This is a genomic window from Aquabacter albus (assembly GCF_040049275.1).
Classification (GTDB): domain Bacteria; phylum Pseudomonadota; class Alphaproteobacteria; order Rhizobiales; family Xanthobacteraceae; genus Aquabacter.
In genome coordinates this window covers 707,844-721,278 of the sequence record NZ_JBDZDT010000002.1, presented here as the reverse complement: position 1 = coordinate 721,278, position 13,435 = coordinate 707,844, and the positions used below count along the sequence as shown (strand labels likewise).

Below are 13,435 nucleotides of genomic sequence, written 5' to 3'. Positions count from 1 at the left end.
TTCGATCCGAGCCCACTCCGCATCGCTCAACCACGTCAGAGCCTTCGCCATTCAAGCCTCCGCTCTCAAGCAGAAGCTTTGAATCAGTAACACAACCAAACCGCAACTCGATTGAGTTCAGACCCTAAGGCGCCGCCGCCTCCCTGCTCGCCCCCGGCTCAGCCATCTCCTCCTTCACCTGCCCGTAGGCCAGAAGCGCGAATAGCGCAGAACCGCCGATGACGTTGCCGGCCAGCAGCGGCAAAAGGATCCCGAGGGCGGCGCCGGCCACCAGCTCGCCGGAGAACAGCAGCAGGAACACCTCCACCGAGCCTGAAATGACGTGGGAGAGCTCCAGCGCCGAGATCATGGCGGTGAGCAGCATGATGACAGCAAAGCGCGAATGCTCCGCGCTGGGCAGCAGCCAGACCACAGTCGCCACCAGCCAGCCCCCGAGAATGCCGCGCCACAGGGCCTCGAAGGGGCTGAGCGTGGCAAGATCGCGGGCGATGGCGAGGATGCCTTCCTGATGGTCCTGCGGCAGGAACAGGCCGGAGGCCAGCATGGCCCCGAACAGCGCCGTGCCCACAAGATTCGCCGCCAGCACCACGCCCCAGATGCGCAGCAGCGCCAGGAAGCTTCCCCGCGATGGCTCCGCCAGCACCGGCAGCACCGCGGTCAGCGTGATCTCGGTGAAAAGCTGGTAGCGGCCGAGGATGACGATAAGAAAGCCCACTGAATAGCCAAGGCTCTCCACCAGCCCCCGCCAGCCGGCCTCCGGAAGGTGCGCATGCAGCGCGCCCTCCGCCACGATGGAGAAGCCGATGGAGAGCCCGGCCGCGATGCCCGACCACCAGAGGCTCACGAATGGCCGCTGAAGCTCCTCCACCCCCTCCCGGCGGATCACCTCATAGACCGCGAGCGGCCGCAGATTGACCCGCTCCTCGACGACCTCGTCCTCCTTGGCGGAGAGGTCGCCGCCTTTGTCCTTGTCCTTCAGCGTCGCCCGGTCCGCCGGCGCGCGGGGCATCTTGGCCATGGCTGTCGCCTCCATTGCCAAGCTGAACGCCAGATGCGCCATAGGGTTGCATGGGGTGCAACACCGCCAATCGGCATGGCTCTTGCTCCACGGGCCGACATCCCCCATCTTTAGGGAGCAGATCCGCCGGCCTTGAACCGGTGTGGTCAGGAGTTTTTGCCGATGAACGCAACTGTGCGTCCCCGTCCGGCGGTCATGCGCATCACCGATGCCGCCGCCGCCCGCCTGCACCAGATCATGTCCCGCAGCGACCCGCCCGCCGCCGCCGTGCGCGTGGGCGTGAAGAATGGCGGCTGCGCCGGCATGTCCTACACTATGGACTACGCCTCCGAGATCGGCCCCCGCGACGACGTGGTGGAGGACAAGGGCGTCAAGGTGATCATCGACCCCAAGGCGGTGCTGTTCCTCCTGGGCACCGAGATGGATTACAAGACCGACAAGCTCTCCGCTCAGTTCGTCTTCAACAATCCGAACCAGACCTCGGCCTGCGGCTGCGGCGAATCGGTGGCCATCACGCCCGCTCAGGCGGATGCTGTGGACGGCCACGCTTAGGGTCTACGCAACCATTGACTGTATTGTGAGGCGGCGTCAGACGGTGCTCCCAAAGGGGGCCCATCATGACGCCGTCATTTATCGCTTCGCTTCTCGAATCCCGCATTTTCGGGGTTTTCGCCCGCATCGTGTTCACTTTCGTGTTCTGGAGCGCGGGCCTCGCCAAGGCGATCGACTTCCAGGCCAACGTGGCGGAGATGACCCATTTCGGCCTGAACCCGCCGGCGGTGTTCGCGGTGGCGACCGTGGTGACCCTCCTCGTCGCCTCGCTCCTCGTCATCTTCAATGTGGCGGCGTGGCTGGGCTGCGGGGCGCTCGCGGTGTTCGTGGCGCTCACCATCCCCATCGCCCACCCCTTCTGGACCATGACGGGCGACCAGGGCCTTCATGAATTCTACGTGGTGGTGGAGCACGTGACCGTCATCGGCGGCCTCATGGTCTGCGCCATCCTCTGCCACCGGCTGAAGGCGCGCGGCTAGGTTGTGCGACGCCGGCCTGCTTCCCTCGGGGGCGATGACCCACTAAGGTCCCCGGCATCTCAGCGGACGTGGCGGAACAGGTAGACGCACGAGACTTAAAATCTTGCGCCGCAAGGCGTGCGGGTTCGAGTCCCGCCGTCCGCACCACATTGTCATTCATTGAAGTTCACAACAGCCCGCGCCGGCGCGTGTGCGGCCTCCCCTTTCGGCATCTTTCGCGGCTAAGGATTCGGGCGGATGATGAGAGCGGCTCAAGGAGGCCGCCATGAAAACCATCATCATCGCCATGTTTCTCTCGGCCTTGGCAGGGAGCGCCATGGCAGACAGCTGCACCACCACGGCGACGTCCAAAAACCTCGCCGGCGCTGCCAAGACATCCTTCATGACGAAGTGCCAGAAGGATGCCCAGGCCACATGCGACACCCAGGCCGCGGACAAGAAGCTGGCCGGCGCCGCCAAGACGAGCTTCACCACCAAGTGCCTCAAGGACGCCGTCGGCCAGTGACATCAGGCCAAAGGAAGGCCGGCACAGCCTTCGCGCGGGCTCAGGCGACTGAGAAACGATAGATCGAGGTATGGCGGTAGGTCTCGCCGACGTCCAGCCGGGCGGACGGATAGTCCGGCCGGTTCGGCGTGTCCGGCCATGCCTGAGGTTCAAGGCATAGGGCGTCGGACTGGCGGTAGAGGCGGCCGGATTTTCCCATGGCGGTGCCGTCCAGGAAGTTGCCGGAATAGAATTGCAGGCCGGGCTGGTCGGTGAGGAGGTCCAGGACCCGGCCGGAGCCCGGATCCTCGAGGCGGGCGGCGAAGCGCGGCTCCGCCTGATACTCCCGTGCGAGGCAATACGTGTGGTCATAGCCGCGGCCGAAGCGGAGCTGTTCGTGGCCCGCGCGGATGCGGGCGCCGACACGCTGGGGCTCGCGGAAATCGAACGGCGTGCCGGCAACCGGCGCCGGCGCGCCCAGCGGGATCGAGCCGGCATCGACGGGCAGGTAATGCTGGGCAGCGATGGTCAGCACATGCCCGAGGATATCGCCCCTGCCCTCCCCGGCGAGGTTGAAGAAGGCGTGATTGGTGAGGCTGACCGGGGTTGGCCGGTCCGTGGTCGCCGTGAAGCTGATGGAGAGCTCGGTGCCGCCGGTGAGAGCGTAGGTCACCTCGACCTCAAGGTTGCCGGGATATCCCTCCTCGCCGTCCGGGCTCAGGCGCGACAGCGTGACAAACGGGACGGGCGCAATGCCGAGCGCCGCGACCTGCCAGACATGGCGGTCGAACCCGGCGATCCCGCCATGCAGCGCGTTCGGCCCATTGTTCGCCGCCAGCCGGTGGTGCCGGCCATCGAGCGTGAAGGCGGCGCCAGCGATGCGGTTGGCGTAACGCCCAACTGTGACGCCGAAATAGCGCCGGTTCGCTTCATAGGCGGCAAGGTCGCCCTCCCCCAGCAGCACATCGGCGAGGGCACCGTGGCGGTCCGGCACCATGAGCCCGTACACGGCCGCGCCATAAGTGATGATGCGGGCCTCGAAGCCCTGTTCACCAAAGAGCCGGATCAGCTCCACCGGCGTGCCATCCGTGAGATGTCCGAACATCTCCCGGGAGGCGTTCGCGCTCATCGGGCCGGTCTCGAAGCCGCGCATGCTCAAGCCTCCACGCAGGGTTCGACGGTGGGCCGCCGGCCCGGCATGAACGCGTCCACCATATGCCGGAGCGGTGTTGGATCGACATTCGAGACACGGCAACGATGGCGGGGTATTCCGCCCCTCCACCAGCCCATGGCCACCATGGTACAGGCGGGTTCCATCGGAGGACAGCGCTCTCCCGCTCCGTCTCGATCCGGGCGGCGGAGAGACCATTCCGCGGGCAAAAGCCCCGCCCCGCTCCACAGAGCGCCAGTCTTGCCTCTATAATTACCCAATCCACCCAGCCCTTCGTCTGGCCTGAAACCGGCCACCGGCGAAATCCTGCCCCGTCCGACATCCATCAGGTCGCAAATGCCAGATCCGGTTCACAAGCCGACGGCCGGCGTGCCGCTGGCCTTGCTCAGCGTCGTCATCGCCATGGCCTCCATCCAGACCGGCGCGGCCCTCGGCAAGCAATTGTTCCCGGCTGTGGGCCCCGCCGGCGCCACCACCCTGCGGCTCGTCTTCGCCAGCATCATCCTCGCCATCGTCTGGCGGCCGTGGCGGCATTGGCCCGTGGGCGCGGCTTGGCGGCCCATCCTCATCTATGGGGCGGCGCTGGGGGGCATGAACCTGCTCTTTTATATGTCGCTGGCGCGCATCCCGCTGGGGGTGGCGGTGGCGCTGGAATTCACCGGGCCCTTAGCGGTGGCGGTCGCGAGCTCCCGCCGGGCCCTGGATTGGCTCTATGTGGCCATGGCGGTGGCGGGCGTGGTCATCCTGCTGCCGTTCCACGGGGCGGCGGCGCATCTCGACATCGTCGGCGCGGGCTTTGCGCTGGCGGCGGGCGCGTGCTGGGCGCTCTACATCGTGTTCGGGCAGAAGAGTGGTGCAGAGGCCCATGGCGGCGCCGTGGCGTCCATCGGCATGCTGGTGGCGAGTGCGGTGGTGCTGCCGGTGGGCATCAGCCAAGCCGGCGCGGACATGCTCTCGCCCGCGCTGCTGCCCGCCGCCATCGGCGTCGCGATCCTGTCGAGCGCCCTGCCCTATTCGCTGGAGATGCTCGCGCTGAAGCGCCTGCCGACACAGACCTTCAGCATCCTCATGAGCGGCGAGCCCGCGCTCGGTGCCTTGTCCGGCCTTCTGTTTCTGGGCGAGCACCTTTCAGTGAGCCAATGGCTCGCCATCGGGCTCATCATCGCCGCCTCCGCCGGCAGCAGCCTGTCGGCGCAGCGCCGGGCGATGAGCCCGGAGATCGTTCCGTGACGGCGCTCAGGCCGCCGCCTTCGGATAGTGGATCGGCGCGTCGGAGGGCGCGCGCCCGGTATTAAGCAGCTTCTCCTGGCACAATTCCATGATTTCCAGCATCTCCGTGCCCCAGGCGAGGCTCGACTGCTGGAGGAAAGTGGCCTGCCGCATGAGCGGGTTGCCAAGGCCGGTGCCGTCCGGGGTCGACATCTCGGAGAAAACGCGCATCTGGTCCTGCGCCTGGGCGGCGGCGAAGCGCTGGAGCCGCGAGGCGACTTCCACCGGCAGGTCGATCCAGACGGTGCGAGCGACCGACATGGGCCATGCGGCGGGAGGCGTCGCCCCTTGCCATGCTTGAGCCCATGCTTGGAACGGGGGCAAAGTATCCATGGGGTCCATCTCCCTAAAGAGGCCAACTTTAGTATAGCACGGGCCGCCTGCGTTCCCGCATGAGCTAGATCAAATTTTACGTCGTGGGCGGAGCTTAGGCTTTGATGCAGGACATGGCGAAGGCACGGCTGCCACGCCATGTCATGGGAGGACGCTTCGGCAAGGAGGAACGCCCATGGCCCATCTGCCCCTCAATTTCCGCGAGATCCGCCTGGAGCTGGCGCGCGAGAAGGACCACCCGGAAGGCGCGCGGAATTTCGGCTATTCCTTCATCGCGCCCCTGAACGAAGACGGCCATATCGAGGCCGCGATCTGGTCCAAGCACCGCGACCTGTGCCGGGTGGTGCGCTTCCGCCCGAACGAGAATGACGAGGTGGGCCATCTTGTGCGCCGCCCCGGCGGGAGCTGGGCGTTCCGCTACGATATTTCCGGCACTGGCGACGACGAGGCCGGCTTCCGCTTCGGCGACGAGCGCTTCAGGGTCGGCGAATATGTCTCCGTGCGCGATGACGATGAGGCGCACACCTTCCGCGTCGTCTCGGTGGAGCCGGTGTAAGGGCGTCCCGCGCGCGGGACGCCCTCCGCCTCAGTAGCTCTTATATTCGGCGGTGCCCTTGGACATGGCGAACTCCTCCTCGGGGGAGAGCACCAGCTTGTGGCGGCCGAAGGCGGCGAAATAGGCGATGCCCACGGCGAACCAGATGGCCACCCCCAGCACCCCGTTGCGATAGATGGGGTCGGAGAGCTGGAAATAGATGGTGACCAAAGCGATGAGGATGGTCAGCACCGCGCCGGTGATACCGAACGGCGAGCGATAGGGCCGCTCGATATTGGGCATATTCCGCCGCATGAGGATGAAGGACAAAGCCTGCATCACGTAGGACAGCATGGCGCCGAACACTGCCATGTTGAGCAGCGTGCCGCCAATGGCGGCGGCGCCCGCCTCCACCCCCAGCGTGAACCAGATGGCCAGCATGATGGCGAGGCCCACCACCGCGCCCGCGATCATGGCCACGTGCGGGGTCTTGCGCCCGCCATGGGTGACGGAGAGGCCGCGCGGGAAATAGCCGGCGCGGGAAAGCGAATAGATCTGCCGGCCCTGGGCATAGATGATGGTGTGGAAGGAGGCGATCAGCCCCACCACCGCCACCAGCGCCAGAAGGCTGGCGATGCCGGTGCCGTAGATTGCCTTGAAGCCGTCCAGCAAGGGTTCCAGCGAGGTGGAGAGGCCGAAGGCGCCGTTCGCTACGGAGGAATTCAGCCACAGGATCATGAAGGCCGAGACGATGAGCGTCGCCATGCCGGCCATGATGCCCTTGGGCATGTCGGTCTTCGGGTCCACGGATTCCTCCGCCGCCAGCGGGAGCTGCTCGATGGCGAGGAACAGCCACACCGCGAACGGCATGGCCGCGAGCGCCCCGCCGATGCCGAAGGGCAGGAACGGACCGCCGCCATTGGGCAGTTCCACCGCCTTGCCGTCCGGACCGACGCCGATATTCAGCGCCCAGCGAGAGAAATCCATGACCGGGATGGCGCTGACCCAGAAGGCCACGAGGCAGGCGAGCGCGGCCAGCGTCACCACCAAAGTCACCTTGAAGGACAGCTCCACGCCGACCACGTTGAGGCCCACGAAGATGATGTAGCCAAAGATCCAGTAGACCGGCTGGAATTCCGGCGGCGTGCCGAAGATCGAGCCCATATAGGAGCCGATGAAGGACACCACCACGGCGGGGGTGATCACGTACTCCACGTTCTCGCATAGGCCGGTGATGAAGCCGCCCCACGGCCCCATGGTGGTGCGGGCGAAGGAATAGGCGGCCCCCGTGTGCGGCAGCGCAGGCGACATCTCGGCGATGCAGAAGGTGAGCCCCAGATACATGATGGCGATGAGGATGGCGGCAATCAGCATGCCGCCCCATCCGCCCGAGGCGAGGCCGAGGTTCCAGCCCGAGAAATGGCCCGAGATCACCGCGCCGACGCCCAGCGCCCAGAGCGACCAGACCCGCGCATGCCGTTTCAGGGCACGCTGCTCGAAATAAGCGACATCCACCACGGTGTAGCTGACACCTGAAGTTTTCTGCGTGCTCATACCAGCCTCCTTTTTCAGGCCCCTCTGGGGTATGACCCAGAAAACAAAAGGCAATTCCCGTGCCGCGTGCGCCGAGGCGCGTCTCATCACTTCAGGTAAGCCGGCGGAAGGCCCCCTTCCAACACCGAGTCGCTGTCATCCTTCAAGTCGATGCCGGTCAGGTTCCTGCGGAACGCCTCCTTCAGCAGCCAGGCAAGCTTGAAGGCGGCGGCGGCATGAGGCAGGCCCTCGCCGCGGATGTTGGAGATGCAGTTGCGCTCGGCATCCGAGAGGCCGGGACGCGGGCCGAAGGTGAGATAGACCCCGAGGCTGTCCGGCGAGGACAGGCCCGGCCGCTCGCCGATCAGCACCGCCACCGCCCGCGCCTTGAGCAAATCCCCCGCCTCATCGCCCAGGGCCACCCGAGCCTGCCCGGCCACCACCACCGGTGCGACGCTCCATTTCTCCCGCTCGATCCAGCCCTTCAAGGCCGCGAGGAACGGTATGGCCTGCGCATGGACGGCGGAGGAGGAGAGGCCGTCTGCCACCACGAGAGCGAGGTCCACTGGCGCCCGCGCGGCCTCCGCCAGCACGGCACGGCTCGCATCGCAGAGCCGGCGGCCGAGATCGGGACGGCGCAGATAGACATCGCGTGTCGGCGCCGCGCTGGAGACCTGCGCTGTGTCGAAGCGCAAGGCGGCGATGCCCGCCGCCACCGCCTCCGCATCGAAGGGCGTGTGCACCGCATCGCGCGCCTGCGCATGGGCCAAAGCGAAGCGAAGCACCTCCTCGGTGGGAAGGCTCGCGCCCGTGCGCCCCAGCGCGATGCGCGCCGGCGTGTGCCGGGCGAAGGCGAGCCAGGGATCGCGGGCGATCATGCCGCCCGCTCCACGAAGCCGAGCAGCGGGTGGCCGGCGCTCGCCGGCAAAAGGCGGCCATCCGCGCCGGTGATGCCCATGCGCGCGAGCCACGCCTCGAATTCCGGCGCGCGCTTCAGGCCGAACACCTCGCGCACATAGAGCGCGTCGTGGAACGAGGTGGACTGGTAGTTCAGCATCACGTCGTCGGCGCCGGGAATACCCATCACATAGGTCACGCCCGCCGCCGCCAGCAACGTGAGCAGATTGTCCATGTCGTCCTGGTCGGCCTCGGCATGGTTCGTGTAGCAGACGTCCACGCCCAGCGGCACGCCCAGGAGCTTGCCGCAGAAATGATCCTCCAGCCCGGCACGGATGATCTGCTTGCCGTCATAGAGATATTCCGGGCCGATGAAGCCGACCACCGTGTTCACCAGCAGCGGTTCGAAAACCCGCGCCACCCCATAGGCCCGCGCCTCGCAGGTCTGCTGGTCGACGCCATGATGCGCGCCGGCGGAGAGCGCCGAGCCCTGGCCGGTCTCGAAATACATGGCGTTCTGGCCCACCGTTCCGCGCTTCAGCGCGCGGGCGGCGTCATGGCCCTCCTTCAGCACCGAGAGGTCGATGCCGAAGGAACGGTTGGCGCCTTGCGTGCCGGCGATGGACTGGAAGACGAGGTCCACCGGCGCGCTCCGGTTCATCAACTCGATGGCGGTGGTGACGTGTGTGAGCACGCAGCTCTGCGTGGGGATCTCGAAGCGGGTGATCACCTGATCCATGAGCCGCAGGAGGCGGTCAATCACCGGCAGGCTGTCGGAGGCGGGGTTGATGCCGATGACCGCATCGCCGCTGCCATAGAGCAGCCCGTCCAGGATGGCGGCGGAGACGCCGGCCGCATCGTCTGTGGGATGGTTCGGCTGGAGCCGCACGGCCATGGTGCCGGGCAGGCCGATGGTGTTGCGGAAGCGGGTCACCACCCGGCATTTGCGCGCCACCAGGATGAGGTCCTGGTTCCGCATGATCTTGGACACCGCCGCCGCCATTTCCGGCATGAGGCCGGGCGCCAGCTTCGCGAGCACTTCGGATGTTGCCTCATGGGAGAGCAGGAAGTCGCGGAAATCGCCCACGGTCATGGCGGAGACGGGAGCGAAGGCGGCAGCATCGTGGGTATCGAGGATGAGGCGCGTGACCTCATCCGCCTCATAAGGGATGAGCGCTTCGGAGAGGAATATCTTCAGCGGCACTTCGGCAAGGCACATGCGGGCGGCGACATTCTCTTCCGCCGTGGATGCCGCAATTCCGGCCAGCATGTCGCCCGAGCGCAGGGGCGTCGCCTTCGCCATGAGATCCCTCAGATCGGCGAAGACGTAGCTTTTCGGGCCGATGCGATGTGTGAAGGGCATAAGCGGCCTCCGGCGCGCGTCGTCATTTTAGACGACTAACGTGCAAGAAGCAGGCCTTCCCAAGGGGAAAATTCGGATCGGACTCCGCGGGCTCAAGGAGCGCTGTGATGCCTGGCCACCCTCATGCGCGCGGGCGATCGATCGAGGGCGCAAAACAGCTGCCGAAATCAACCATTGGTAGGCAGAGGAAGTCCCTGCATTTCCTCATGAATTGTGCACTGCGATAAAAATGATGCGCCGGGCTTGAGCTGCAGCATTCCGGTTCACCTCCTTGGCTTGCAATCCAGGTATGCGCGTAGCGCAACAATAAATACGGTCGACCACGATGACATGGCAAAGCTCATGCCCTAATGGTGCGCCGCAATATCAGCCCCATTCTGCTAAGGGACTCTGGGGACGGACATGGCTCTTTTCATGAATATATTCACAAAGGCGGTAGTCATAGCTGCCGCCTTTGACTGGCTTCTCGGCGGACTTTTTGTGAACGCCCTTCGCGATCATCTCACCCATGAAAGCATGCTGGGCTTCGCCGCCCAGTGGGCCGTTGCGGCCGCAACCATCTGGCAGCTCGTGCAATTGATCGGCCTTATCACTGAGCACGCTTTGGGCACTGAGAGCTGAGATCCGGACGCTTTCGCGTGACCCTGCCGGCACAGCCCTGGAAGCGGCGTCTTCCGGGGGCGGCTCTTCCCCAACATGTGAAGCGGATGTCGGCGTTAGCCAAAAAATGACATGGCGGGGACGCGCGGCGTGCCCTCAGGCTAGTCTGGCGTCGCCTCGGACTTACGAAACACGATGCGAGGTTCGGCGCTGGCCAGCACACTGGCCGCACGCCCCGCTCCAGACCCCGGAGCGGGGCGTTTCGTTTGAGCGACATGGCGGCTGAACGGGCCAGGCAGCGCCCCTCACCCCCGCGCCTGCGCCTCTTCCCGGATCGCGGTGAGGGTCCGCGCGGGCGTGATCGCCTCCGGGTCGAGCTTGCAGTGGAGGATGGCGGGCAGGCCGCTCGCCTGCGCCCGCTCGAAGGCGGGCAGGAAGTCTTCCGTCTTCACCACCGTCTCGCCATGGCCGCCGAAGGCGCGGGCATAGGCGGCAAAGTCGGGGTTGACGAGACGGCTTGCGGAGACCCGGCCAGGATATTCCCGCTCCTGGTGCATGCGGATGGTGCCGTACATGCCGTTGTCCACCACCACCATGATGACCGGGATGCCGTATTGCACGGCGGTGGCGAATTCCTGCCCGTTCATGAGGTAGCAGCCGTCGCCGGCGAAGGCGATCACCGTGCGCTCGGGAAACTGGCGCTTCGCCATCACGCCCGCCGGAATGCCGTAGCCCATGGAGCCGGACGTAGGGGCAAGCTGGATACCGCCGGTCCGGAAGCGGTAATAGCGGTGCAGCCAGGTGGCGTAATTGCCCGCCCCGTTGCAGATGATGGTGTCGGCAGGAAGCTGCTCGCGCAGCGCCTTGACCACCTCGCCATATTGGAAATCCCCCGGCAGCGTAGCGGGCGTCTCGGTCCAGCCGAGGAACTGCGCGTGCGCCTCACGGGTCGCCTCCTCCCATTTGCCCCGGGGCGGGGACGGCAGGGCCTCCAGCGCCGACGCGAACGCCCCCGGCGTCGCCTCAATGGCGAGCGCGGGTTGGTAGACCCGCCCCAATTCCTCCGCGCCGGAATGCACCTGCACCAGCTTCTGGCGCGGGTTCGGGATGTCGATGAGGGTATAGGCGGAGGAGGGCATCTCCGACATGCGGGCGCCCAGCAGCACGAGGAGATCCGCCTCCTTCACCCGCGCCGCGAGCTTGGGGTTGGGGCCGATGCCCACATCGCCCACATAGCAGGGATGGTCGGAGGGAAAGCGGTCCGCCCGGCGGAATGAGGTGGCGATGGGCAGCGCGCAGCGCGCGGCGAAGCCCGCAAGTTGGTCGCGCGCCTCTTGCGTCCAGCGGGTGCCGCCGAGGATTACCAGCGGCCGCTCCGCCGCCCGCAGCATGTCGGCGAACTGCGCCATGGCGGCGGGCGAAGGATAGGGCTCGGCCGGCTCCACATAGGGCGCGTCCGCCACTTCGGCCATGTCGGTGAGCACGTCTTCCGGCAGTGCCACCACGACGGGGCCGGGCCGGCCCTGCAGGGCGACGCGGAAGGCGCGCGCCACCAGTTCGGGGATGCGCGCGGCCTCCTCGATCTCCACCACCCATTTGGCGATGGAGCCGAACACGGCCTTGTAGTTCAGCTCCTGGAACGCCTCGCGCTCCCGCATGCCGCGCTCCACCTGCCCCACGAACAGGATGAGCGGCGTGGAATCCTGCGAGGCGATGTGCAGACCGGGGCTCGCATTGGTGGCGCCGGGGCCGCGCGTGACGAAGCAGATGCCCGGCCGCCCGGTCATCTTGCCATAGGCGTCCGCCATCATGGCGGCACCGCCCTCGTTGCGGCACACCAGCACGTCGATGGATGCGTCATGCAGCGCGTCCAGCACCGCCAGATAGCTCTCCCCGGGCACGCAGGTGATGCGCTCCACCCCCTGGGCCAGGAGCTGATCGACGATGAGCTGCCCGCCGGTGCGGGGCTTCAAGGAAGGGGTCATGCGTCGGCTTCCTGGGCAAGCGAGGCAAGAATGGCATCCGTGTCCGCGCCGAGGCGCGGGCTGGCATTGGCGGCGACCATGCGCACGCCGTCCATGACGATGGGGCTGGCGACGCTGGCCATGGTGCCGCCGCCCGCCTCCGGAAGCATGGTCTTCAGCCCGCGATGGATCACCTGACGATCCTCGAACACCTGGTCGATGGAATTGATGGGCGCCGCCGGCACCCCCACCCCTTCCAGGCGCGCGAGGAGGTCGTCGCGGGCGAATTTTGCGGTAAGGTCGGCGAGCGTCGCGCACAGCGTGTCGCGGTTGCGCACGCGGTCGGCATTGTTGAGATGGCGCGGGTCGAGCGCGATATCGGGGGCGCCGAGCACGGCGCAGAAGCGGGCGAACTGGCCGTCATTGCCAACGGCGACGATGAGGTGCCCGTCGGCCGCGGGGAAGACCTGATAGGGCACGATGTTGGGGTGCGCATTGCCCATGCGGTGAGGCACCTCGCCGGAGACGAGATAATTGAGCGCCTGGTTGGCGAGCACGCTCACCTGCGTGTCCAAAAGCGCCATGTCGATGCGCGCGCCCTCCCCGGTCTCTCCCCTTCGGTGCAAGGCGGCGAGGATGCCGGTCACGGAATAGAGGCCGGTGAAGATGTCGGCCACGGCCACGCCCACCTTCTGCGGCTCGCCCTCGGCCTCGCCATTGAGGTCCATGAGCCCGCCCATGCCCTGCACGAGATAATCGTAGCCGGCGCGCGGCGCGTAGGGGCCGGTCTGGCCGAAGCCGGTGACGGAGCAATAGATCAGGCGCGGATTGACCTTTTTCAGGCTCTCATAATCGAGCCCGAACTTGACGAGGCCGCCCACCTTGAAATTCTCGATCAGCACGTCGCTGCGCGCCGCCAGCGCGCGCACGGTGGCCTGCCCCTCCGCGCTGTCGAAGTCCACCTCGATGGATTTCTTGCCGCGATTGGTGGCGTGGAAATAGGCGGCACCGATGGGTGCGCCGTCCGCCCCCGTGGCGAAGGGCGGACCCCAGCCGCGCGTATCGTCCCCCGCCCCCGCCCGCTCCACCTTGATCACCTCCGCGCCGAGATCGGCAAGAAGCTGCCCCGCCCAGGGGCCGGCGAGGATGCGGGCAAGCTCAAGGACGCGGACGCCGGCAAGGGGTGCGGACATTTCGGAAATTTCTCTTCAATGGATCGTTGTGAGGGCACGCCCTC

General features: G+C 66.6%; 14 protein-coding genes and 1 tRNA gene. 7 read left to right on the top strand and 8 right to left on the bottom strand.

Features of this window, described 5'->3' with window-relative positions:
• Window positions 1–124 precede the first annotated feature (124 nt).
• The gene (locus ABLE91_RS06525) at window positions 125–1,018 is read right to left on the bottom strand and encodes a formate/nitrite transporter family protein (RefSeq protein WP_348929568.1); all 894 of its coding nucleotides are present in this window, start codon (window positions 1,016–1,018) and stop codon (window positions 125–127) included.
• Between the two features lie 162 nt (window positions 1,019–1,180).
• Here ABLE91_RS06525 and ABLE91_RS06520 point away from each other — a divergent pair, with 162 nt between their 5' ends.
• The 4 genes from ABLE91_RS06520 (at window position 1,181) to ABLE91_RS06505 (ending at window position 2,554) form a co-directional block, all read left to right on the top strand.
• Complete coding sequence (locus tag ABLE91_RS06520) at window positions 1,181–1,570, top strand: HesB/IscA family protein (RefSeq protein WP_348929566.1); 390 nt, start codon at window positions 1,181–1,183, stop codon at window positions 1,568–1,570.
• Between the two features lie 65 nt (window positions 1,571–1,635).
• Entirely contained in the window at window positions 1,636–2,049 is a 414-nt protein-coding gene (locus ABLE91_RS06515) for a DoxX family protein (protein WP_348929565.1), read from the top strand.
• A 62-nt stretch (window positions 2,050–2,111) separates the two neighbouring features.
• Window positions 2,112–2,196 (top strand) — tRNA-Leu (locus ABLE91_RS06510).
• 118 nt (window positions 2,197–2,314) lie between these two features.
• Window positions 2,315–2,554 carry a hypothetical protein gene (locus ABLE91_RS06505; protein WP_348929563.1) on the top strand — a complete coding sequence of 80 codons (240 nt, stop codon included), beginning with the start codon at window positions 2,315–2,317 and terminating at the stop codon, window positions 2,552–2,554.
• Window positions 2,555–2,594: 40 nt separating this feature from the next.
• Here the strand turns inward: ABLE91_RS06505 and ABLE91_RS06500 are convergent, their stop codons facing one another.
• Window positions 2,595–3,686 (bottom strand): aldose epimerase family protein, encoded by a 1,092-nt coding sequence (locus ABLE91_RS06500; RefSeq protein WP_348929562.1) that lies wholly within the window; start codon window positions 3,684–3,686, stop codon window positions 2,595–2,597.
• Window positions 3,687–4,040: 354 nt separating this feature from the next.
• On the opposite strand from ABLE91_RS06500, the gene ABLE91_RS06495 reads away from it, so the two are divergent.
• Window positions 4,041–4,934 carry an EamA family transporter gene (locus ABLE91_RS06495; protein ID WP_348929559.1) on the top strand — a complete coding sequence of 298 codons (894 nt, stop codon included), beginning with the start codon at window positions 4,041–4,043 and terminating at the stop codon, window positions 4,932–4,934.
• A gap of 6 nt (window positions 4,935–4,940) precedes the next feature.
• Here ABLE91_RS06495 and ABLE91_RS06490 read toward each other — a convergent pair whose 3' ends face one another.
• On the bottom strand, window positions 4,941–5,234 hold the full coding sequence (locus ABLE91_RS06490; RefSeq protein WP_348929556.1) for a hypothetical protein: 294 nt from the start codon (window positions 5,232–5,234) through the stop codon (window positions 4,941–4,943).
• Window positions 5,235–5,481: 247 nt separating this feature from the next.
• On the opposite strand from ABLE91_RS06490, the gene ABLE91_RS06485 reads away from it, so the two are divergent.
• Window positions 5,482–5,862: a hypothetical protein gene (locus ABLE91_RS06485; RefSeq protein ID WP_348929553.1), complete on the top strand. Its 381-nt coding sequence runs from the start codon at window positions 5,482–5,484 to the stop codon at window positions 5,860–5,862.
• Between the two features lie 30 nt (window positions 5,863–5,892).
• Here the strand turns inward: ABLE91_RS06485 and ABLE91_RS06480 are convergent, their stop codons facing one another.
• The 3 genes from ABLE91_RS06480 to ABLE91_RS06470 all read right to left on the bottom strand — a co-directional run bounded on the left by ABLE91_RS06480 (window position 5,893) and on the right by ABLE91_RS06470 (window position 9,634).
• Entirely contained in the window at window positions 5,893–7,395 is a 1,503-nt protein-coding gene (locus ABLE91_RS06480) for an amino acid permease (protein WP_348929550.1), read from the bottom strand.
• Window positions 7,396–7,481: 86 nt separating this feature from the next.
• Entirely contained in the window at window positions 7,482–8,252 is a 771-nt protein-coding gene (eutC, locus tag ABLE91_RS06475; protein WP_348929548.1) for an ethanolamine ammonia-lyase subunit EutC, read from the bottom strand.
• A complete protein-coding gene (locus ABLE91_RS06470; RefSeq protein ID WP_348929546.1) occupies window positions 8,249–9,634 on the bottom strand; it encodes an ethanolamine ammonia-lyase subunit EutB in 1,386 nt (461 codons plus the stop codon). The genes eutC and ABLE91_RS06470 overlap by 4 nt, the downstream gene beginning before the upstream one ends.
• Window positions 9,635–10,036: 402 nt before the next feature.
• Here ABLE91_RS06470 and ABLE91_RS06465 point away from each other — a divergent pair, with 402 nt between their 5' ends.
• Window positions 10,037–10,255 (top strand): hypothetical protein, encoded by a 219-nt coding sequence (locus ABLE91_RS06465; RefSeq protein WP_348929544.1) that lies wholly within the window; start codon window positions 10,037–10,039, stop codon window positions 10,253–10,255.
• 284 nt (window positions 10,256–10,539) lie between these two features.
• On the opposite strand, the gene ABLE91_RS06460 is transcribed toward ABLE91_RS06465, so the two are convergent.
• Window positions 10,540–12,219 (bottom strand): thiamine pyrophosphate-binding protein, encoded by a 1,680-nt coding sequence (locus tag ABLE91_RS06460; RefSeq protein WP_348929542.1) that lies wholly within the window; start codon window positions 12,217–12,219, stop codon window positions 10,540–10,542.
• Window positions 12,216–13,391 carry a CaiB/BaiF CoA transferase family protein gene (locus ABLE91_RS06455; protein WP_348929539.1) on the bottom strand — a complete coding sequence of 392 codons (1,176 nt, stop codon included), beginning with the start codon at window positions 13,389–13,391 and terminating at the stop codon, window positions 12,216–12,218. The genes ABLE91_RS06460 and ABLE91_RS06455 overlap by 4 nt, the downstream gene beginning before the upstream one ends.
• Between the last annotated feature and the right edge of the window lie 44 nt (window positions 13,392–13,435).

What these genes read in the sequence shown, in the direction of transcription:
- ABLE91_RS06495 (WP_348929559.1), top strand. Translation starts at nt 4,041, where the DNA reads ATGCCAGATCCGGTTCACAAGCCGACGGCCGGCGTGCCGCTGGCCTTG.
- ABLE91_RS06460 (WP_348929542.1), bottom strand. Translation starts at nt 12,219, where the DNA reads ATGACCCCTTCCTTGAAGCCCCGCACCGGCGGGCAGCTCATCGTCGAT.
- ABLE91_RS06520 (WP_348929566.1), top strand. Translation starts at nt 1,181, where the DNA reads ATGAACGCAACTGTGCGTCCCCGTCCGGCGGTCATGCGCATCACCGAT.
- ABLE91_RS06490 (WP_348929556.1), bottom strand. Translation starts at nt 5,234, where the DNA reads ATGTCGGTCGCTCGCACCGTCTGGATCGACCTGCCGGTGGAAGTCGCC.
- ABLE91_RS06455 (WP_348929539.1), bottom strand. Translation starts at nt 13,391, where the DNA reads ATGTCCGCACCCCTTGCCGGCGTCCGCGTCCTTGAGCTTGCCCGCATC.
- ABLE91_RS06525 (WP_348929568.1), bottom strand. Translation starts at nt 1,018, where the DNA reads ATGGCCAAGATGCCCCGCGCGCCGGCGGACCGGGCGACGCTGAAGGAC.
- ABLE91_RS06465 (WP_348929544.1), top strand. Translation starts at nt 10,037, where the DNA reads ATGGCTCTTTTCATGAATATATTCACAAAGGCGGTAGTCATAGCTGCC.
- eutC (WP_348929548.1), bottom strand. Translation starts at nt 8,252, where the DNA reads ATGATCGCCCGCGATCCCTGGCTCGCCTTCGCCCGGCACACGCCGGCG.
- ABLE91_RS06505 (WP_348929563.1), top strand. Translation starts at nt 2,315, where the DNA reads ATGAAAACCATCATCATCGCCATGTTTCTCTCGGCCTTGGCAGGGAGC.
- ABLE91_RS06515 (WP_348929565.1), top strand. Translation starts at nt 1,636, where the DNA reads ATGACGCCGTCATTTATCGCTTCGCTTCTCGAATCCCGCATTTTCGGG.
- ABLE91_RS06480 (WP_348929550.1), bottom strand. Translation starts at nt 7,395, where the DNA reads ATGAGCACGCAGAAAACTTCAGGTGTCAGCTACACCGTGGTGGATGTC.
- ABLE91_RS06485 (WP_348929553.1), top strand. Translation starts at nt 5,482, where the DNA reads ATGGCCCATCTGCCCCTCAATTTCCGCGAGATCCGCCTGGAGCTGGCG.
- ABLE91_RS06470 (WP_348929546.1), bottom strand. Translation starts at nt 9,634, where the DNA reads ATGCCCTTCACACATCGCATCGGCCCGAAAAGCTACGTCTTCGCCGAT.
- ABLE91_RS06500 (WP_348929562.1), bottom strand. Translation starts at nt 3,686, where the DNA reads ATGCGCGGCTTCGAGACCGGCCCGATGAGCGCGAACGCCTCCCGGGAG.